21 protein-coding genes, 1 pseudogene, 1 riboswitch and 1 other annotated feature are annotated in these 20,803 nt (G+C 38.3%); of the genes and pseudogenes, 11 read left to right on the top strand and 11 right to left on the bottom strand.

Annotated features, from left to right (window positions below; all coding sequences use genetic code 11):
* Nucleotides 1-7 precede the first annotated feature (7 nt).
* The 3 genes and pseudogenes from H9632_RS06350 to H9632_RS06340 form a co-directional block, all read left to right on the top strand.
* Nucleotides 8-328: a YolD-like family protein gene (locus tag H9632_RS06350; RefSeq protein ID WP_191703275.1), complete on the top strand. Its 321-nt coding sequence runs from the start codon at nt 8-10 to the stop codon at nt 326-328.
* A 271-nt stretch (nt 329-599) separates the two neighbouring features.
* Nucleotides 600-1,550, top strand: coding sequence for an L-threonine 3-dehydrogenase (locus H9632_RS06345; RefSeq protein ID WP_191703274.1), 951 nt, complete (start codon nt 600-602; stop codon nt 1,548-1,550).
* A 74-nt stretch (nt 1,551-1,624) separates the two neighbouring features.
* Nucleotides 1,625-1,863, top strand: a pseudogene (locus tag H9632_RS06340) (AMP-binding enzyme); the annotation flags it as partial.
* 63 nt (nt 1,864-1,926) lie between these two features.
* Here the strand turns inward: H9632_RS06340 and H9632_RS06335 are convergent.
* The 8 genes from H9632_RS06335 to H9632_RS06300 form a co-directional block, all read right to left on the bottom strand.
* Nucleotides 1,927-2,160 (bottom strand): sulfate permease, encoded by a 234-nt coding sequence (locus H9632_RS06335; protein WP_191703273.1) that lies wholly within the window; start codon nt 2,158-2,160, stop codon nt 1,927-1,929.
* Nucleotides 2,161-2,226: 66 nt separating this feature from the next.
* On the bottom strand, nt 2,227-3,006 hold the full coding sequence (trpA, locus tag H9632_RS06330) for a tryptophan synthase subunit alpha (RefSeq protein WP_191703272.1): 780 nt from the start codon (nt 3,004-3,006) through the stop codon (nt 2,227-2,229).
* Nucleotides 3,003-4,190 carry a tryptophan synthase subunit beta gene (gene trpB, locus H9632_RS06325; RefSeq protein WP_191703271.1) on the bottom strand — a complete coding sequence of 396 codons (1,188 nt, stop codon included), beginning with the start codon at nt 4,188-4,190 and terminating at the stop codon, nt 3,003-3,005. Before trpB ends, trpA begins: the two co-directional genes overlap by 4 nt.
* The gene (locus tag H9632_RS06320; RefSeq protein WP_191703270.1) at nt 4,187-4,804 is read right to left on the bottom strand and encodes a phosphoribosylanthranilate isomerase; all 618 of its coding nucleotides are present in this window, start codon (nt 4,802-4,804) and stop codon (nt 4,187-4,189) included. The genes trpB and H9632_RS06320 overlap by 4 nt, the downstream gene beginning before the upstream one ends.
* On the bottom strand, nt 4,801-5,595 hold the full coding sequence (gene trpC / locus H9632_RS06315) for an indole-3-glycerol phosphate synthase TrpC (protein ID WP_191703269.1): 795 nt from the start codon (nt 5,593-5,595) through the stop codon (nt 4,801-4,803). Before trpC ends, H9632_RS06320 begins: the two co-directional genes overlap by 4 nt.
* On the bottom strand, nt 5,592-6,629 hold the full coding sequence (trpD, locus tag H9632_RS06310) for an anthranilate phosphoribosyltransferase (protein WP_191703268.1): 1,038 nt from the start codon (nt 6,627-6,629) through the stop codon (nt 5,592-5,594). The genes trpC and trpD overlap by 4 nt, the downstream gene beginning before the upstream one ends.
* Before the next feature lie 6 nt (nt 6,630-6,635).
* A complete protein-coding gene (locus tag H9632_RS06305; RefSeq protein ID WP_191703267.1) occupies nt 6,636-7,619 on the bottom strand; it encodes a metal ABC transporter ATP-binding protein in 984 nt (327 codons plus the stop codon).
* 60 nt (nt 7,620-7,679) lie between these two features.
* Nucleotides 7,680-7,887 (bottom strand) — a binding site (T-box leader).
* A gap of 171 nt (nt 7,888-8,058) precedes the next feature.
* Nucleotides 8,059-8,544, bottom strand: coding sequence for a QueT transporter family protein (locus H9632_RS06300; RefSeq protein WP_191700740.1), 486 nt, complete (start codon nt 8,542-8,544; stop codon nt 8,059-8,061).
* A 6-nt stretch (nt 8,545-8,550) separates the two neighbouring features.
* Nucleotides 8,551-8,595, bottom strand: a riboswitch (PreQ1 riboswitch).
* A 291-nt stretch (nt 8,596-8,886) separates the two neighbouring features.
* On the opposite strand from H9632_RS06300, the gene H9632_RS06295 reads away from it, so the two are divergent.
* The 3 genes from H9632_RS06295 (at nt 8,887) to H9632_RS06285 (ending at nt 11,939) form a co-directional block, all read left to right on the top strand.
* Nucleotides 8,887-9,903, top strand: coding sequence for an ABC transporter substrate-binding protein (locus tag H9632_RS06295; protein ID WP_191703266.1), 1,017 nt, complete (start codon nt 8,887-8,889; stop codon nt 9,901-9,903).
* A gap of 208 nt (nt 9,904-10,111) precedes the next feature.
* A complete protein-coding gene (locus tag H9632_RS06290) occupies nt 10,112-11,152 on the top strand; it encodes an ABC transporter permease (RefSeq protein WP_191703265.1) in 1,041 nt (346 codons plus the stop codon).
* Nucleotides 11,145-11,939: an ABC transporter ATP-binding protein gene (locus H9632_RS06285; protein WP_191703340.1), complete on the top strand. Its 795-nt coding sequence runs from the start codon at nt 11,145-11,147 to the stop codon at nt 11,937-11,939. Before H9632_RS06290 ends, H9632_RS06285 begins: the two co-directional genes overlap by 8 nt.
* A 76-nt stretch (nt 11,940-12,015) precedes the next feature.
* On the opposite strand, the gene ilvA is transcribed toward H9632_RS06285, so the two are convergent.
* Nucleotides 12,016-13,278 carry a threonine ammonia-lyase IlvA gene (ilvA, locus tag H9632_RS06280; RefSeq protein ID WP_191703264.1) on the bottom strand — a complete coding sequence of 421 codons (1,263 nt, stop codon included), beginning with the start codon at nt 13,276-13,278 and terminating at the stop codon, nt 12,016-12,018.
* Nucleotides 13,279-13,623: 345 nt separating this feature from the next.
* Between ilvA and H9632_RS06275 the strand changes: the two genes are divergently transcribed.
* A complete protein-coding gene (locus tag H9632_RS06275; RefSeq protein WP_191703263.1) occupies nt 13,624-14,373 on the top strand; it encodes an SDR family NAD(P)-dependent oxidoreductase in 750 nt (249 codons plus the stop codon).
* Nucleotides 14,374-14,443: 70 nt separating this feature from the next.
* Here H9632_RS06275 and H9632_RS06270 read toward each other — a convergent pair whose 3' ends face one another.
* Nucleotides 14,444-15,796, bottom strand: a complete 1,353-nt coding sequence (locus H9632_RS06270; protein ID WP_191703262.1) for a YjiH family protein — start codon at nt 15,794-15,796, stop codon at nt 14,444-14,446.
* Between the two features lie 371 nt (nt 15,797-16,167).
* On the opposite strand from H9632_RS06270, the gene H9632_RS06265 reads away from it, so the two are divergent.
* Both H9632_RS06265 and H9632_RS06260 read left to right on the top strand, forming a co-directional pair.
* Nucleotides 16,168-17,310, top strand: a complete 1,143-nt coding sequence (locus H9632_RS06265) for a glycerate kinase (protein WP_191703261.1) — start codon at nt 16,168-16,170, stop codon at nt 17,308-17,310.
* Between the two features lie 15 nt (nt 17,311-17,325).
* Nucleotides 17,326-18,420, top strand: a complete 1,095-nt coding sequence (locus tag H9632_RS06260; protein ID WP_191703260.1) for a 2-keto-3-deoxygluconate permease — start codon at nt 17,326-17,328, stop codon at nt 18,418-18,420.
* A gap of 63 nt (nt 18,421-18,483) precedes the next feature.
* Here H9632_RS06260 and H9632_RS06255 read toward each other — a convergent pair whose 3' ends face one another.
* The gene (locus tag H9632_RS06255; protein ID WP_191703259.1) at nt 18,484-19,578 is read right to left on the bottom strand and encodes a CdaR family transcriptional regulator; all 1,095 of its coding nucleotides are present in this window, start codon (nt 19,576-19,578) and stop codon (nt 18,484-18,486) included.
* 136 nt (nt 19,579-19,714) lie between these two features.
* Here H9632_RS06255 and H9632_RS06250 point away from each other — a divergent pair, with 136 nt between their 5' ends.
* Together H9632_RS06250 and H9632_RS06245 are read left to right on the top strand one after the other, a co-directional pair.
* A complete protein-coding gene (locus tag H9632_RS06250) occupies nt 19,715-20,257 on the top strand; it encodes a nucleoside/nucleotide kinase family protein (protein ID WP_191703258.1) in 543 nt (180 codons plus the stop codon).
* Nucleotides 20,254-20,799, top strand: coding sequence for an ECF transporter S component (locus tag H9632_RS06245; RefSeq protein WP_318247679.1), 546 nt, complete (start codon nt 20,254-20,256; stop codon nt 20,797-20,799). Before H9632_RS06250 ends, H9632_RS06245 begins: the two co-directional genes overlap by 4 nt.
* The last annotated feature ends 4 nt before the right edge of the window (nt 20,800-20,803 follow it).

Below are 20,803 nucleotides of genomic sequence, written 5' to 3'. Positions count from 1 at the left end.
GAACGCGATGAACAAAGATAGAGGTGTGATTAAATGGACCGCGATGATGTTACCCGAGCATGTAAAGTTATTGCGTGAATGGCAGGAAGAGGACGCACTGGTGATACAGCCTGAATTGGATGAAGCTCAATTGGAACAAATTAATGAAAATTTACAGAGAGCCTATTCAGAAGCTAGCCCCATCCAATTGAAAGTATGGGAGCAAACAGGCATTTATACAATTACAGGTATTATTCAAAAAGTAAATGTACACGAACAATATGTGAAGCTAACAGACAACCGAAAAATTCTATTTCATAATATTTATGAAGCGATATTGGATGATTAAAATTCCCACTATATCTATCTAGCAGGCATTTCTCCATGCGGATTTTGTACACGTACAAATGTATCGCTGAAAAAGAATATTCAAAAAATATTGTTTTTTACAAAAGAACACCCTATAATCAATTTCATGGAAATCTTTGAACATCAAGTTTTCATTGTAGATGATTGTACTTTCCTTAAGGACAATTGTTTTTAGTGAATAAAAAATAATAGATAGAGTTCAGCAATATTTAGGGGTGGATTCGTCTTTTAAAGGATAGGGAGGCTTCATCGTGAAAAAAATTATGGTGACCGGCGCTTTAGGTCAAATTGGTTCGGAATTAGTAGAGAAATTACGTCATACGTATGGCGTTGACAATGTATTGGCAACAGATATTCGGAAAATTGATCAGCATGAAGGTCCATTTGAAGTATTGGATGTAACAGATGGGAAACGCATGCATGCGCTCGCACATGATTTTGGCGCAGATACGATGATTCATATGGCTGCACTACTATCAGCAACAGCAGAAAAAAATCCAGTTTTCGCATGGAATTTAAATATGGGCGGTTTAATGAATGCACTTGAAGTAGCACGTGAGCTCGATATGCAGTTTTTCACGCCAAGCTCAATCGGCGCATTCGGTCCTTCTACGCCAAAGGACAATACACCACAAGATACATTACAGCGTCCAACTACAATGTACGGAGTAAACAAGGTAGCGGGCGAATTATTATGTGATTATTACTATACACGCTATAGACTGGATACGCGTGGAGTCCGGTTCCCAGGGTTAATTTCGTATGTAACGCCACCAGGTGGGGGAACAACGGATTATGCGGTCGATATTTATTATAAGGCGATTGCAGAAGGTCGTTACACATCTTATATTGCAGAAGGTACGTATATGGATATGATGTATATGCCGGATGCACTACAGGCAATAGTTGATTTAATGGAAGCAGACCCGGCGAAGCTTATACATCGCAATGCGTTTAATATTTCAGCGATGAGCTTTGAGCCGTCGCAGATTGCAGCGGAAATTCAAAAGCATATTCCAAGCTTCACAATGGATTATGATGTAGATCCGGTACGTCAGGCAATTGCGGACAGCTGGCCAAATGCTATTGATTCATCAGCTGCAATTGAAGAATGGGGTTTTAAAGCAAGCTATGATTTAGAGAAAATGACGGTTGATATGCTGGAGAAACTAAAAGTACGATTAGCACAAAACGCGGTTTGATTTCTTTAACGCAATTGATTAGTGAAGCGAGTGTGGCTGTTGGAAAACAGTTCACTCGCTTTTTTATATAAGTACTAGAAAATGCACTTATGTCCCATGAAGCGGTATTTGAGCAGCTGTAATCGCAATTCCACATGCTAAATGGCAGGAGCGACCACTGGCATGTGTCGTATTAAAAGAAGAACTGACTGCATTTCTGGAAGGACAATTTGCAAAATGGTGGTTACCGGATGATATCGTATTCCTAACAGAAATTCCGAAAACTTCTGTAGGGAAGTTCTTAAAAGCAAAGCTACGCTACGCGAAAATGTGAATGAAATTTATCCACAGCTCCAAGTGTAATACAGAATTGCAGAAAAAATGGGAACGCTTCGAGTTAACGAGCGTTCCCATTTTTTGTTGCTTTTCCACCTGTGAAGAAGCGTTTCATTAAGGAAAGTCCTAGGTTGAAAAGGAAAATAATAAGCGCTACACGAAAGAATGCAACAAAATATTGCCAAACTGTCGTACTCTCAATAAAGAGTAATGACATATTGTCGACTAAAACATACGTAAAATAACCTGCAAGTGCGATGAAAAATATCCCAGCAAAAAAATCCTTTACACTCATTCATTGGCCTCCATCCGCTACTACTTAATAAGTAAACGATACCACAGGAAGGAAAGAGAAAGTAGACTAATTTATCGTAGCTTTTTTCGTCGCCTGCACTAGCGCTTCAATCGTTGCCCAGTCTTGCTCAACTAGTGCAGTAACAATTTTACTGCCGACAATCACTCCATCTGCAATGTCCCCAAAGCTTTTCACATGTTCAATTGTTGAAATGCCGAAGCCTGCTAAAACTGGGATGTTGCTTGCTGCTTTCAAATTCGCGAAATGCCCAGCAAGTTCTGTTGCAAAGCTCACACGTTCGCCAGTAATTCCATTGACTGTTACGGCATAAATAAATCCTTCACTCGCTGCGGCCAATTTTTTTATTCGCTCAACAGGACTCGTTAATGAAACGAGCTGAACAAGCGCAATGCCATGTTCCTTTAATGCAGTATGGAGTAAAGCACTTTCCTCAAACGGCATATCCGGTACGATTAGCCCTTGCACACCACCAAGCTTTGCATCCTTTGCAAAGTCTTCAATACCATATGCCAAAATTGGGTTTAAATAAGTCATTACAACTAGCGGGATATGAATTTCCTGTGAAAAGCTTGTTAACTCTGCCAACACTTTTCTTAGTGTAATACCATGCGCAAGTGCCCGTTCTCCAGCCTGTTCAATCGTTGGTCCATCTGCAACAGGATCTGTAAATGGAATACCCACTTCAACGGCCGATACACCGATTTGCTGGAGCTTTAAAATAGTTGGCTTTAATGTTTCGATACCTCGATCACCAGCCATAATGTAAGGAACAAATGCTTTATCCCCAGTTGCTAATACGTCTTCAAGCTGTTTTTGCAATGTCATTTTATTCCACCTCCAAGTTTATCCATTAATGTGTGAACATCTTTGTCCCCACGTCCTGATAAGCACACGACAATAATTTCATCTGCAGGGCGGTCTTTGGCAAATTGTGCTGCATAGTAAACGGCATGGGCACTTTCCAATGCCGGTAAAATTCCTTCCGTTTCACATAACAGCTTCACACCTTCAAGTGACTGTTCATCTGTAACAGAAGGGTAGGATGCACGGCCTGTTTCATGTAAATGACAATGTTCAGGACCTACTCCTGGATAATCCAATCCGGCTGAAATAGAATGTGCTTCTTGAATGAATCCATTGTCATCCTGCAGTAAATACATGAAAGCCCCGTGTAGGACGCCTGTTTTCCCTTCATGAATCGCTGCTGCATGCCGATTTGTATCGATCCCTGCACCTGCTGCTTCCACACCATATAGTGCGACTTCCTTATCTTCCACAAAGGGATAGAACATGCCAATCGCATTACTGCCGCCGCCAATACAAGCAATAACTGTATCCGGAAGGCGTCCTTCCTGCTGTAAAATTTGGGCACGTGTTTCATCCCCAATGACACGCTGGAAATCACGCACAATTGTAGGGAAGGGGTGTGGCCCAAGTGCCGATCCTAAAATGTAGTGAGTATCTTCAATATGAGTAACCCAGTGTCGCAATGCTTCATTAACTGCATCTTTTAATGTTGCAGAACCTTTTTCTACCGCAACAACTTTTGTCCCGAGCAGCTCCATACGGAAAACGTTCAGTTGCTGACGGCGTACATCTTCTGCCCCCATATAAACGATACATTCCATATCAAGCAATGCACATGCAGTTGCCGTTGCAACACCATGCTGACCTGCACCTGTTTCAGCAACAATCTTCTTCTTCCCCATACGTTTTGCTAAAAGTGCTTGGCCGATCGCATTATTTATTTTATGAGCGCCAGTATGATTTAAATCTTCACGTTTTAAATAGATTTTCGCACCGCCGACTTTTTTCGTTAAACGCTCCGCAAAATAAAGGGGAGTTTCCCGTCCGACATATTGCTTTAAATAATAATCAAGTTCTTCCTGGAATGAGGGGTCTTTTTTTGCTTCCTCATATGCAAGCTCCAATTCTTTAAGTGAAGTCATCAATGTCTCGGGCACGAATTGACCGCCAAATCGTCCAAAGCGTCCTTTTACTGTCGTCATAAAATCAACTCTCCTTTTGCTATTTCAATAAAATTCGTAATCGCTGTCGAACTTTTTCGACCATCTACCTCTACACCACTTGAAACATCTACAGCAAATGGCTCGACCAGCATTATCGCCAGTCCTACATTTTCTTCATTTAAACCACCTGCTAAAATGACCTTATTCATCGGAATATTTACTTTATCCAAAAGCATCCAGTCAAATGATTCTCCACTACCTCCACGGAAGTCTGTACCTGGCGCATCAAATAAATAGTAGTCGACATTATAGGTTGCCGCTCGCTTAACATCTTCTTCCCCACGAATCGAAAATGCTTTAATAGCTGGTAGGCCGATTTCCTGTATTTGCTCCTGCGTTTCATCTCCGTGATACTGGATATAGTCGAGTCCGACTTGATCGGCAATTTGTCGAATGACATCGTTCTGTTCATTTACAAAAACTCCAACCTTTTTTACCGTACTTGGAATTACTTTTGCTAATTCAGCTGCTTCCTCTACTGTAATGCGTCGTTTACTGGGCGCAAACATGAATCCGATAAAATCAGCTCCAGCTTTTACCGCAGCTTCGACATGTTCGATTTCTTTCAATCCGCAAATTTTTGCTTTAGTCATCTATTTTCGCCAACCTTCGCTATGATGTCGATTTGTAGTGCTTTAAGGGAGTTCTTGACGTTTCCGCTCACCATTAAGGATTCGCCAACTAAAACGCCTTTTGCGCCTGCATTCGCCACAAAATGCGCATCTTCAGCGTTCCAAATGCCACTTTCGCTAATAAATGCGATGGAAGAAGGGGGAAGGTGCTGGGCAATTTCAGCGGTAGTTGTTAAAGAAACTTCAAATGTCTTTAAGTTACGATTATTTACACCGACAATTTTCGCACCAATATTGAGTGCACGCTGTAACTCTTCCGTATCATGTACTTCTACAAGAACTTCCAGCTGTTTCTCAGTTGCATATGTGTAAAGTGCCTTTAATTGTTCATCCGTTAATGCCGCCACGATCAATAAAATGACTGAAGCACCTGCAGCCTTTGCATAGTCAATCTGCACTTCATGAATCATGAAGTCTTTGCATAACACCGGAATATCCACCGCATTTGCTACCGCATGTAAATCTTCGAAGCTGCCTTTAAAAAATGCCTGCTCTGTTAAAACGGAAATGCAGGCAGCCCCGGCTTCCTCATACTGTCTAGCCTGTTCAACAGGGTCGATATGTGTCGCAATATCACCTTTTGATGGAGAGGCACGCTTCATTTCAGAAATGACTTGCAACGTACTGGCTGTAATTAATGTTTTATATAAAGAGGGACGTACCTTATCAATTGTTGGAAAGTTTGGTGCTGATGCAAGTAAAGCAGGTAATTCGAGCTCTTTTTGCGCTATAATTCGGTCTAAAATAGTCATATAATCGTTTCCTCCTGCATCACTTTTTTGTTATAGGCAACAACACTTTCTAGCTTTTCATATGCACGACCCGACAGGATGCTGTCCTTTGCCATGTCGATACCTTCTTTCATCGTGCTCGCTAAGCCATATGCAAAGAATCCAATGCCGGCATTTAACACGACTGTGTCGAAATATACACTTTGCTTTCCTTTTAATAAATCGCGCATAATAACTGCGTTTTCAGAAGGGGTCCCACCACGGATAGCTGATAATGGCTGTGCAGTTAAACCTACATCTTCCGCACGAAGCTTAAACGGAATAATATCACCGTGGTCTAAAAGGACGAATGTATTCTCACCGTCCAATGATGCCTCATCCATTCCTTGTGCCCCTGATACGACAATCGCGCGCTCACGTCCGAGCATGTGCAGCACTTCAGCATAATCCGTAGTAAAGTTAGGGCGGTTAATACCAACGAATTGAGTTTTCAAAGGTACAGGATTTGTTAAAGGTCCGACTAAATTAAAGATTGTCGGCTTTCCAAGTGATTGTCGAACTTCGCCGATCCGCTTTAGCTTTGGATGCATGTTTGGTGCATGTAAAAAGGCGATTCCGTGCTGTTTCAATAAATCTATCGTTTGTGCTGTATCCGGGAGTAGGGTAATGCCAAGTGCTTCTAAAACATCCGAGCTGCCTGAAGCGCTCGACACTTTCCGGTTACCATGCTTTGCAACTAAAATGCCCCCGCCGGCTAACACGAAAGCTGCGGTCGTACTAATATTGAAGCTTTGAAGACCGTCGCCACCTGTACCACAATTATCGATATAAATACCTTCTGGTGCATCGACAGAAACGGCATGTGATTTCATGACAGAAGCGAGCCCGGCAACTTCATGTGCTGTTTCACCTTTGATACTCATCGCTGTTAAAAAGGCAGCTATCTGCTCTTTTGGTGTCTGCTCATTAAAAATGAGTTGTGCAGCCTGTTGCATCTCTTTAAAAACTAAATGTTCTTTTCGCTCGATTTTTTCAATATATGGAAGTAAAGGCATACATACTCATCCTTTCAATAGTGAGTGGAATGGGACATCCTCACTCGTTTCTGTGTGAAGATGTGCAACATTTCCCTGAATCGTTATTGTATTATCGGGTGTCGTAAAATCGACTTGCCCGTTAAAGCCGATATAGCCGATTAAGCCTTGTGCCGGCAGAAGCTCCTTTACAATATCAATCGCATGCAACGTTGGGTTCAGTGAGCCTTGTGTTGTTGTGGGCAATTTCTGCACTGAATTTTCCACACTAAATGGCTCTATCGGCAATGCTTTGTTTGTAACTGAAATAGATCCGTCCCGTACTTGCATAAAGTTTACCTGTGATGTTCCAAGTACAGTGCAATCATCAAATTCGACATAATACATATAAGGTGCAGCATAATCAATCCGCATTTTTCGATAAAGCGAAAGGGTATCTCCAGTAAATCGTGCGGCATAATGACCATTTCGCTCTTTTTCGACATCGTTTAAGGTATACGACTTTTCGGCAGGTGTTGTGCTTGTAAACAACTGTTCAATCATTACATCGATATTCGGCTCATCCTGCTCAGCTTCGATATTCGTATGGAAAACAGCAATCTCGTCTGTTAAATGATCAAAAATAACGAGTGTATCGTAAACGTGAAACTGCAGTTCAGGCAATGGTTTTTGCAAGGCATGAATATAGCCAATACCCCCGCCTGTAAACGGGTATTCGGTATGCGATGATATGCGCGGCATTACCTGTTTTATTAATTGAATAAGCTCACCATCGTATGTGTACTCTCTATTGGACAGATGTGATTTATCGATAAGCTGCTGTCCAATTCCACTATAGGTTTTTCTTGGATTGACGCCGATGAAGGAATAGCGTCCATCACCTTCATACTTGGACGAGCTTTCCAAAAGAAACTTTCGGTGGCCCTTTAAACGTTGGAAAATGGAAATCGGTGTCAGTAAATCACCGTTCACTTTTTTCATTGATGTACGAAAACGTTGTTGAATTACCATTCGACACACTCCTTTTAATTTTGGGAATAAAAAAAGTCCCCAGCAAAAGAATAAACTTTTGCTGAGGACGATCTGCACCGCGTTGCCACCTCGATTGAAGCTATAAAATAGCCTCCACTTAAACCTGATAACGGTAGGGTACCGTCCGCCAACTAATGCCGGCAGCTTTCATAAGGCCCATTCACATTTACCTTTTGACGTATTTTCACCAACCATACGCTCTCTGCACAAAACGGAAAATGCTACTCTTCTTATTCAACAATTTACTCAACTAAACTCTTCTCAACTGAAACGGTGGTCGCGCTCCCGCAACCTGCTACCGTAATGTAATATTTTGAATATGCTTATTCTAACACTGAAAATAAAAATGTCAAACAATTCTAAAAAAACTTAAACAAAAACCCCACCGGCTAATGACCAGTGGGTGAAACGATATATGTTAGATCAATTTTTTGAAATCAAGTCGTTTATTTAAAGTGTACATGATAGGTGCACCAACAGCTAAAACAACAAACTCCCCAAATGCTACAAATAACCATGTCTCCCAAAACGGAAAGTCCAGTACTAGGTTAAGCTGTGCCGCAATGATAAACATTGTAAACGTAAAGAGTGTCGTATTAATAACTAAACGTGCCCAAATGTTTTTTACAAACTTACAAATGAAAATAAAAATTCCTAGTGTAAGAATAGTATGTCCCACGCCAAAAATCAGGTCAATTGGACCAACCGATGACATAAGAAAATTTGAAAAAAATACACCCAATACAACACCCAGCATAAAACGGGGGTTGAAGGCGATTAGATGATTAAATATTTCGGCAATACGAAACTGTACTTGTCCAAAACTAATCGGGGCAACTAGCATTGTAATTGCAATATATAATGCTGCAATAATTGCACTTGTTGCAAGAAACTTTACTTTCATATTAAATTCCTCCTAGTTTTTTAACGTGGGATGGTTACGAACCACGCAAAGCAACTGCAATCATAGCAATATTAAAAACGAAAGTAAAGAATTATAGAACTAATTTTCCATCATTGTTCAATAAATTGACAAATAATAAAATTTTGAATGAAATAAACGCGATTTAGCAGTTTAAAGCACGAAATTAACATTAGTGCATTTACTAGTATATATATTAATTTCTGAACATTCTAAATCTTATTGACTATCTGAAAATGAAGAGGTAATATAATTTTAATTCACACTTCATCCAAATGAAGTTCGTCGCTTTAAAGTGACAGAGAATAATGGGGGGATAAATAGATGACACGTAAATTAACGAAGCTTTCCTTTTTAGTATTTGGGCTTCTTTTACTATTAGCAGCATGCGGTGGAGAAGAGAAAGATACTGCTATTAATGCTACAGCAAGTGACAGAACAAAAGAGACTGCACAAGCTGATGAAGCAAAAACATTTAAAATTGGAACAACGCAAATCGTAGAGCATCCATCATTAGATGCGGCAAAAGAAGGATTCAAAAAGGCGATTGAAGATGCAGGGATTAAAGCAGAGTATGTGGATAAATCAGCTAATGGAGATAACAGTGCAAACATGACAATTGCACAACAATTAGTAAGTGATAATGTAGACTTAATTTTTGCGAACTCGACACCATCTGCACAGGCGGCAAAAGGTGCAACTGCAGATATTCCAATCATTTTCACATCGGTAACAGATGCGGTAGGTGCGGAATTAATCGAATCAATGGCAACTCCAGGGTCAAATGTTACCGGAACAATTGATTTACACCCAGAAACAATGCCGAAAACAATGGCATTCTTAAAAGAACTAGGTGTGAAAAATGTAGGGATGGTGTATAACGCAGGGGAGCAAAATTCTGTAGCCCAAATTTCAACTGCTAAAGAATTAGCAGCAAAAGAAGGTATTACAATTGTAGAAGCATCTGCTTCAACATCAGCGGAAGTAAAACAAGCAACAGAATCATTATTAGGTAAAGTAGAAGCGTATTACATCATTACAGATAACACAGTTGTAAATGCATTAGAATCAGTTATCGATGTGGCAAATGCAAATAAACTACCATTAATTGTTGGTGAGTTGGATTCTGTAGCACGTGGCGGATTGGCAGCATACGGTTTCAATTACTATGATATCGGTTATGAAGCGGGGCAAATGGCAGCTCAAATTTTACTGGAAGGGAAATCTCCTTCCGAAATTCCGGCAGCATATCCAGCGAACTTAAAATTAGTCATTAATAAAGCGACTGCAGAAAATTTAGGGTTGGAAGTTAAACCTGAATGGGAAGCAGAAGTTCAATAATTTGAAAGCTGGTAAACAATAGCCAGGAATAAATATTCGCGCTTGTATCCAAAAGGAAGATCAGCCTAATGTCATCGTAATGAGGTCAAGGCTGGTTGTCTGAGGGGATCCCAGCGCGAATTAACGTTTAACCTCTTTTTAGTGGTCGCGAGTGTTCTTACGCTCGCCATGGTGTAATGGAAAAAACTATAGTAGGAGATGATTCAGAATGTTTACAGCTTTGTTTGGGTCGGTAGAGCAAGGAATCATCTATGCAATTATGGCACTTGGTGTTTATTTAACATTCCGGGTGTTGGATTTTCCGGATTTAACGGTTGATGGAAGCTTTGTAACGGGTGCAGGTACTGCAGCAATGATGATTGTACTTGGCTATAATCCTATACTCGCAACATTGGTCGCAACAGTTGCTGGATTTATTGCTGGATGTATGACAGGAATTTTACACACTAAAGGGAAAATTAATCCGCTGCTTGCAGGGATTTTAATGATGATCGCTCTTTATTCCATCAATCTTCGTATTATGGGATTAAGTTCCGATACTGGTGTAACGAGACCAAATATTCCACTATTAAATTCAGAAACAATCTTTTCGACATTCGGTAATTTTTGGTCGGGGCTAGGCATTGATTCAGTAATCTCAAATGCATTAAAGTCAATGGGTCTTGCAACGGTGCCCACGACTTGGGGAATTTTAGCCTTAATGATTGTCGTTACGTTTATTATTAAACTTATCGTTGACTGGTTCTTAAAAACGGAAGTCGGCTTGGCAATCCGTGCAACAGGGGACAATAAACGAATGATTCGCAGCTTTTCGGCAAACACAGATTCATTAGTTATTTTAGGATTAGGTATTTCAAACGGTATGGTTGCATTATCCGGGGCATTAATTGCGCAATATACAAAATTTGCGGATGTTGGATTAGGTATCGGGATGATTGTTGTCGGTCTAGCATCTGTTATTATCGGTGAAGCAATTTTCGGAACAAAGTCGATTGTTCGTGTCACATTTGCTGTTATTGCCGGGGCAATAATTTACCGAATGATTTACGCATTAGCATTGCGTGTAAAATGGTTAGATTCAGGCGACATGAAACTAATTACAGCGTTTATTGTTATTTTAGCGTTAGTTATCCCACAAATCGTTAGCAAGTATAAAGAAAAGAAGCGTAAGGCAAAGCGTTTGGAAGAACGTATGGCACTACAAAAGGCGAAATTGAAAGTAGAGCAGGGAGGGAATGGCCTTGCTTAAATTGGATGGAATTAATAAAGTATTTAACGAAGGAACACCCGATGAAAAAATTGCATTGGATAATATTAATTTAAATTTAGCACCTGGCGATTTTGTCACAATAATCGGAAGTAATGGTGCAGGGAAATCGACAATGATGAATATGATTTCCGGTGCCTTAACACCTGACTTTGGGTCCGTCATTATTAATGGCAATGATTTAACACGTTTACCGGAATATAAGCGTGCGGTACATATCGGCCGTGTTTTTCAGGATCCAATGGCTGGTACAGCACCTACGATGACGATTGAAGAAAATTTGGCGATTGCCTATTCACGTAATGCCAAACGGACACTACGGTTCGGTGTAGATAAAAAACGCCGTGAGTTTTTCAAAGCTTCCTTGGAAAAGTTGCATCTAAATTTGGAAAACCGTTTAAATGCAAAGGTGGGCCTATTATCAGGTGGTGAACGCCAAGCATTAAGTCTATTAATGGCGACTTTTACAAAGCCTTCGATATTGTTGCTCGATGAACATACAGCTGCACTTGACCCATCACGTGCGGAGCTTATTACAAAGCTGACTAAAAAACTGGTGGAAGAAAGTAAGCTGACAACGCTGATGGTTACCCACAATATGCAGCAGGCGTTGGATTTAGGCAACCGCCTAATTATGATGGATAAAGGGCAGATTATCTTAGAAGTTGGAGAAAATCGAAAACCAGCATTAACTATTCCGGATTTAATGTCCGAATTCGAGCATATCCGCGGAGAAAAAATGAATTCAGATCGCGCCCTATTAGGCTAAATTAAAATCCCGACAATCATTGAATGACTGTCGGGATTTTTTATATAGATGAAATGAAGAAGGTTTTAGCCAGGTGCTACACAAGCAGTGCAAACAATGTACTGTCTTTATTGACCTCTTTATATTCAAAACCATTGGCCAGCATACGCTCGATTAAACCGGCGCGATCATCAGGGTGGGCAAGTTCAATACCGACTAATGCCGGACCACTCTCTTTATTGTTTTTCTTCGTATATTCAAATGTCGTAATATCATCATTCGGTCCGAGCACCTCAGCCAAAAATTGTCTTAGCGCACCAGAACGTTGCGGGAAGCTGACGATGAAATAATGGAGAAGCCCTTCGTAAATAAGCGAGCGTTCCTTAATTTCCTGCATTCGTCCGATATCATTATTCCCGCCGGAAATAATGACAACAACAGATTTCCCCCGAATTTGCTCCGCATAAAAATCAAGAGCTGCAACCGATAAAGCTCCAGCTGGTTCTGCAATAATTGCATGCTTATTATATAAGTCTAAAATTGTTGTACAAACTTTTCCTTCTGGTACAGTAATAATATCGTCCAAATAATGCCTACATACTTCATACGTTTCCTGCCCGACACATTTAACAGCAGCACCATCGACAAATTTATCAATCCAGTCGAGAGAAACGGGCTCCTTGTTCTCAAATGCAGACTTCATACTTGCTGCACCTGCAGGCTCAACTCCAATAATTTTACTCGTAGGGGATAAGTTTTTAATGTATGCGGATACTCCGGACATTAAACCGCCGCCACCAATGCTACCGAAAATATAGTCAATCGGCTCTTCGATATCATTCATAATCTCTACTGCCACAGTTCCTTGACCAGCCATGACGTCAATATCATCAAATGGATGGATGAAGATGCGGTTTTCTACTTCACAATAGGCTACTGCGCTTTCCGCCGAGTCATCGAATGTATCACCGGCTAACACAATTTCTACAAAGTTCCGGCCAAACATACGAACTTGATCAATTTTTTGTTTTGGCGTTGTTTTTGGCATGAAAATGGTTGCTTTAATTTCAAGCTTTGCACAGGCATAGGCGACACCTTGTGCATGATTCCCAGCACTTGCACAGACGACACCTGCAGCACGTGCCTCATTTTCGATTTTCTTGATTTTATAATAGGCACCGCGTAATTTAAAGGACCGAACATGCTGTAGGTCTTCACGCTTAAAATAAATTTTTGCACCATACTTTTCGGATAAATATTCATTTAACTGCAGTGGGGTATGCACGACGACATCTTTTAAAAAATGGTGGGCAATCAATACATTTTCAACTGCAATTGTTTTAGGTTGAGCAACTTCCATTTTCATGTAACCTCCGTAATCAGTTTAAAGATTACATCATTCTATCATAAATTTACGCTTAAGAGACATGAAAAGTCAGTAAATTTAGAAAGTTCTTAAATTATTCATAATGAAAGCGTTTTATTGGAGAGAGTAACTTAATCCATTCCTATTCCATCCAAAAATTGCATAGATTTTTTGGGAAACGGACAGCCTTATGAAGAATTGTCAGAGCCTGCATCTGTTGCTTTTTTGTTTATGCAAAGAAGTGAAGGGGTAAAAAATACAATGTTATGGCAGTGGAAATTTGGTTGTAGTACATCAATTATTTACAAGTTCCAAGAACATATCTAGGAGGAATTAAATATGACTAAAACAGCTATCATTACAGGTGGGGGAAGCGGATTAGGTCAATCGACAGCTATCCGTATGGCCCAGGAAGGTATAAATATTGCAGTAGTGGATGTAAGTGAAAAAGGCGGTAATGAAACAGTCGAAAAAGTAAAAGCACATGGCGTCGATGCTATTTTTATTAAAGCAGATGTTTCAAAAGCAGAGGAAGTAAAGAAATATGTAGACGAAACAATGGAGAAATTCGGTTCTGTCGATTACTTCTTCAATAATGCAGGGATTTCAGGAAGCGGAAAATATTATTTAGATACAACAATCGAAGAAATTGAACAGATAGTCGGCATTAATTTACTAGGTGCATTGTATGGGGTACGTTATGTAGCAGAAGTTATGTTAAAAAATGGTGGAGGGGCAATCGTGAATACAGCCTCAAGTGCGGGTGTTATTGGACAAGATTCCGTTGTCACATACTCAGCAACGAAACACGGGATCATTGGCTTAACGAAAAGTATGGTAGCAGAATACGCAAAAGATGGATTACGTGTCAATGCGATTGCACCGGGACCAACTGAAACACCGATGGTTAAAACATTTTTCGAAGCAAACCCGCAAATGAAGGAAAATGCAACAAGTGGAATTCCACAAAAACGCTTAGGAACACCAGAGGAAGTGGCAGAGCTTGTAACTTTCCTATTAACATCAAAAGCAGAATATATTAATGGGGAAGTCATCCGTATTGACGGTGGATTCACTAGCACAAAATAAATATATAAAGGGCTGCCCGAAAAGTCAGAGGGAAATCTGATTTTTCGGCAGCCCTTTATTTTTGTTCGATTTAGAATAGTAAATGAGCGATTGCAGCAATAATTGGAATTGAAATAATTGTACGGATTAGGAAGATAATGAATAAATCCCAAAGCTTTAATGGGAGCTTCGTACCTAATATTAATCCACCGACTTCCGACATGTAAATCAATTGCGTAACAGATACCGTAGCAATGAAGAAACGTGTCATTTCCGATTCAATGCCTGCCCCTAAAATTGAAGGCAATAGCATATCAGCAAAACCTACAATCATCGTTTGAGCGGCTTCACCAGCTTCAGGAATTTGAAGCAGCGCTAAAATCGGCTCAAATGGCATTCCTAAAATACGGAAGAAGCTTGTAAATTCGGCCAATACTAATGCGATTGTTGCGAATGCCATAATAATAGGCGTTACCGCAAACCACATTTCCAATACATTCACAAAACCGTTTTTCACCATTTTACCTAAGTTGCGATTTGAATTCGCTTTATTCAACGCATTGTGTAAGCCATAAGAAAATACATTGAAGCCTTCTTGTACATCTTCACGATTAGCAGGGACTTCATTACCGTCAATTAACGTATCCGCCTTTTGCTTTAGCGGGTAAATACGCGGCATAATGAACGCCAAAATTAATCCACAAATGATAACAGAAGCATAAAACTCAAGGAAGTAATCCCCAATGCCAATTGTTTCAACAACGACTAAACAGAATGTAATGGAAACGACAGAAAATGTTGTCGCGATTGTTGCTGCTTCCCGACCTGTATAATTTTTTTCCTCATATTGCTTGCTTGTTAGTAAGACACCAATTGTCCCATCACCAACCCATGAAGCCAAACAGTCTATTGCAGAACGACCAGGAATTTTGAATAGGGGACGCATAATCTTCACCATCATTGACCCGAAAAATTCAAGTAAACCGAAGTCAGTTAATAATGGCAGTAATAGCCCGGCAAATAGGAATAATACAAACATGAATGTTACAAGGCCGGCAGCAGGATCGAGTAGCACACCTGTTGTTACATCACTTGTTAAACTTTCCGGACCGATTTGGAAAATATACATACTTGCGAAAACAACCGCAAGCACACGCATAACTGTCCAAAACCAATTAACACGGAATAAAGAATCCGCTAAAGAATGAGAACTTTTTTGTGGTATGAATTTTATTGCTACAGAACCTACAGCAGCAATTACAAACACAATAAATGCGAACCAATGAATAAACGGTTCAACTTTACCTGCCAAAAAATTAGCAAGAATAGCAATCGGCACTTTTATACCATCTTCTGTTCCAATTGGAGTAATAAAAATAAATACACCGAGCACAGAAAACGCTATAAAAAGAAACCACGTGTTAAAAGAAAATTTCTTTGTCATATATATAACCTCTTTAATTTATTAGTTGAATATTTATACACTATAAATCTTGAATATTCATTTGTCTACTGTTTTGCATAAAGATTAAATTTTCAGAAATGTATGATGTGGGGAGGTGATTAATCTTTACCCTATGTAAAAATATTTACACTTATAATACCTCAACATGGATTTATAGGATAACAAACTAAAAGAGTATTATTGGCTGTTTTATTTTAGTACTTAATGGAAGTTAAATAATAAATTTTGTTAAATGTAATAAAATTCTACTCTAAAAAAGCAATTTTTTTGTCACTATTAATATAGAAGTAACAAAATAATAATCTTATAATTCAGTTAGTTGGAAGCGTTTACAAAACAGGAGGGTAATAATGAACATTATTATAGCGCCGGACTCCTTTAAGGGGAGCCTAAGTGCCGTTGAGGTATCAAATTACATAGAAATGGGAATTAGACAGGCTTTTAGAGATGTAAAAACCATTAAGCTTCCAGTTGGTGATGGTGGAGAAGGTACTATGGATACTTTGGTTGCGGCGACTGGAGGTACAAAAAAATGTATATCCGTGACAGGGCCATTAGGAAATAAAGTAAATGCAACTTACGGAGTGTTAGGTGATGGAATAACATGCGTAATTGAAATGGCAACCGCTTCTGGGTTACATCTAGTCCCAAATGGTCAATTATCTCCCTTAACTACAACAACTTATGGAACGGGAGAACTTATAAAGCATGCATTAGATGAAGGATATAAGTCATTTGTTATTGGGTTGGGGGGTTCGGCAACTAATGATGGTGGAGCTGGCATGTTACAGGCATTAGGAATGAAACTGCAAAATCAAAAGGGGGAGGAAATAAAATTTGGAGGGGGTGAATTAAATAATATTCACCACATTAATTTATCTCATTTCGATCGACGAATTAAAGAGTGTAAGTTTTTGATTGCTTCAGATGTCCAAAACCCTTTAATTGGTCCTACTGGGGCCTCTCATGTTTTCGGACCTCAAAAAGGAGCCTCAAAAGAAGAAGTCATAATTCTAGATGAAAATTTAGTGCATTGGGCAAATATGATTGAGGCAACTACAAGTATTACACTTCATGAAAAAGCAGGGGCAGGTGCAGCAGGAGGAATTGGAGGAGCATTTCAAGCATTTTTCCCCGTGGAATTTCAAAGAGGTGTGGATGTCGTTTTAGATTTTATTAAATTAAATGAATATTTAAATGATGCACATTTAGTCATTACTGGTGAAGGAAAAGTTGATAGCCAAACAGTATATGGAAAAACACCGCTTGGAGTAGCGCAAAGGGCAAAATTAAAAAATGTACCGACAATTATAATAGCTGGATCCATAGGTAAAGGGTTTGAAAGTTTATATGAGCATGGTGTTGTAAGTGTAAATAGCATCATAAATCATCCAATGAATTTAGAAGAAGCTATCTTAAAAGCAGGGGAATTATTGGTTTCAACGTCTGAGCAAGTCGTTAGGACATTTTTTTACAACGAAATTAAAAATTAATAGGGGGTTTTTATATTGAATATCAAGGATACGATTGAAAAAGTACCTGGTGGGATGATGGTGATACCACTATTATTAGGGGCTACATTAAATACAATTGATCAATTGCATATTCCGTTTGTAATGAATATTTTAAAAGCTTTAGGTACTGCACCGACAAGTGACGGCTACTATGAATTTTTAAGAATTGGTGGATTTTCGCAATACTTATTTAAAGATAGCGCATTAGTACTTATCGCATTATTCTTATTCATCGTAGGTAGTCAAATGAATTTAAAAGTTGGTGGGAGATCCTTAAAAAAGGGCGTTCTTTTAACTGGAACTAAATATTTTGGTGGTCTTGGAGTAGGAATGTTATTTGGAATTATGTTTGACCCATGGACAGGTATTTTGGGGCTTTCCACGTTAGCCCTTATTGCAGGTATGACAAATAGTAATAGTGGTATGTACGCAGCTTTAACTGGACAATATGGTAATCGCTCTGATGTAGGGGGCTTATCTATTTTAGCAATTAATGATGGCCCGTTTCTAACTTTAGTTTCGTTAGGTCTTTTAGGTACAGCATTCCCGGTAATTTCATTTATCGCCGTTTTATTACCAATTGGTATAGGTATGCTTTTAGGGAATTTGGATCCAAAAATTCGCGAATTTTTAAAACCAGGAGAATCAATTTTAATACCGTTCTTCGCCTTTTCATTAGGTGCCGGTATGAACCTATCAAATTTCTTGAATCCAGAGGTGCTTGCAGGCGGATTAGTATTAGCAATTTTAACATTCGTTGTTACTTCAGTTACAGGTGTCTTAGTATTTAAGCTGTTCAAAGAAAAAAGTTTTATTGCACCATTTGCAGAAGCCTCAACTGCAGGTAATGCAGCAGCAACTCCAGCAGCCATTTTAGCTGCAGCAGCTGTCGCAGTATCTTCAGGAGCAATGAGTGCAGCTGAATATGCGAAAATTGAAGCTATAGTGCCTATCGCAACTGCACAAATTTCGATTTCAACTATTACTACATCTATTCTGTGTCCATTAGCAGTAATTTTAGTAGATAGGTATCAAAGGAAGAGAGGCATTATCGGGACAGAGGAGTATCCAGGTTTAGATAAAGTGTAACGAAATAAAGCTATAGCTATAAGGCTGTATCATCATATATGCTACAGCCATTTCCTATTTTAATCACATACTATTTCGCTGCAAAGAAAATTGGTTTAGCCATAAAATAAATTTGATCGTAATAATATCGTTAATATTGCGAGGATTAAGAAGAGTTTCTTTTTGAATTTTATTTAAACGATACTTTAATGTATTTGGATGGATGAATAATGCTTTAGCTGCGATATTAACATTTAAATTTGATTTTATAAAAGTGGAAAGCATTTCTTCATTATCAAGGATAAATCGATAATTTGAGTTATTTAAAAATTTTTTTGCAGCATTTAAAGGGATTTGTGCGAGCATGCCTTCTATTTGATGGTTTTGGTAATTAATAATATTATTTTCTATATTTAAGTTTAATAGCAATTCACATTCTTCATAAGCTGATTTTAAATTTGTAATATTATCTATAGGGGCAGTATAAACAATTTTAACGTTTTTACTAAGATTGATAAAATTTTTGAAATCGTTGATTACTGTTCCCATTGGTTGAACCAAAAGATCGAAGACTAATAGATATCGACTAATGGACATTTTTTTATGTAATGTTGCTCGAGTAACTAAATCATTCATGAAAATAAAATAATCTTTTGTATTTGTTTCAAAATGATTATTAGTTTCAACAACCGTAATTAAATATTTTTTCTCTACAGAGATATCCAAATTAAAAAGAAGACGTTTTAAATTTACGATATTAATAGAAGGTTGCATTAGCTCCTCAATAATTAAGGATTGTTGAATATTTTTAAACTCATTTGCAGAAGTTAAATGCGCTTGCTTTAATAATAATTCAGCGAGCATTTTGACTATATTAGAAATTTCCTCGATTTCATTAGGGTCACCTGTTATTCCGATTGCACCAACAATTTCGTCGTTAAATTCGATTGGAATATTAATACCTTCCTGTGTACCTTGATATTTTTTTGTATCTTCTTTAAATATCTTAATTACTTTTTTCTTTTTAAAGACCATTATAGCACCTTCATGAAATTGAGAAATTCTAGAAGGATTTTTAGAAGCGATTATAATTCCTTCCAGATCCATTATATTAACATTTAACGAAAGTACTTTTGAAGTTTCATTAACGATAGCTTCAGCTAAAACCTTTGTTAACATATTTGCACCTCATAAATTAGTCGGACTATTAATTCCTGTTAAATTTTATTTTAGTTGGTATATTGGTAAAGTATAATAGTAATATTCGAAAAATACAAAATATTATGTCTTTACAAAAAGCTTGGAGGGTGTACTAATGGAGAAAATAAAGGATATAGAATTTATAATTCAGCAATCACTAGAAAAAGATGAACCGGTTATTATAGCGATAGATGGTCCAGCAACAAGTGGGAAAACAACTTTGTCTCAAAAATTAAAAGAAAAATTTAATATAGTTATGATACCGATGGATCATTTCTTCTTACCAATGAATATGAAAACACCAGAAAGGCTAGCTGAAATAGGGGGAAATGTAGATTATAGAAGAGTGGAGGAAGAGATTTGCATTCCTTTTAAAAACCGAGAATTTTCTCATTATAGAGCGTTTAATTGTCAAACAAAAACTTATGAAGAAAAACAAGGACAGCAAAGCAAAGTTTTGCTATTAGAAGGTGTATATGCATTACACCCAACACTTCAAAAATATATAGATTATGCGTTAGTTTTAGAAATTACAAAGTCAGAACAAATGACAAGGCTTAAAAAGAGAAATACACCTCAAATAGTAGAAAAGTATATTCAAGAATGGATTCCTTTAGAGGACAGGTATTTTGAATATTTAAACCGAATTGGAGAGTGAAGCAATTGAAAGCACGGTATTTAGTATATACGTCATTGTTTATTGCAATAGCCATCGTTTTGGCGCAAATTGTTAAGGTTTTACCACTCGGTACTCCAGGAGCTATTTTATTACCGATGCATATCCCTATTTTACTGTGTGGTTTTATATGTGGAAAAAAATATGGTTTACTTGCAGGAATACTTACTCCATTTATTGCCTTTTTGATTTCTGGAATGCCAATTATTTTTCCTGTAGGTCTTAGTATGATGTTTGAGTTGGCTACTTATGGTTTTGTAGCTGGTTACACATATAAAAACATGAAATTAAATCCATATATTAGCCTTTTAGCTTCGCTGTTAATAGGGAGAATAGTATTCGGAGTTGCAGGAGCTATTTTATACGGATTCTCAAATTTCGATTTTGGTTTACAAATGTTTATTCAAGCCGCATTCATAATAGCTTTACCAGGAATTCTAATTCAATTAATAATCATTATTCCACTTGTAAAAGCAATTGAAAAAATTCAAACACAAAACAAGCTTCCACAAGTGAATGCATAGAGGG

This window comes from Solibacillus merdavium, from assembly GCF_014836935.1.
GTDB lineage: Bacteria > Bacillota > Bacilli > Bacillales_A > Planococcaceae > Solibacillus > Solibacillus ferritrahens.
Note: the sequence above shows the minus strand (reverse complement) of the source record. Positions and strands in the feature narration are given on the sequence as shown.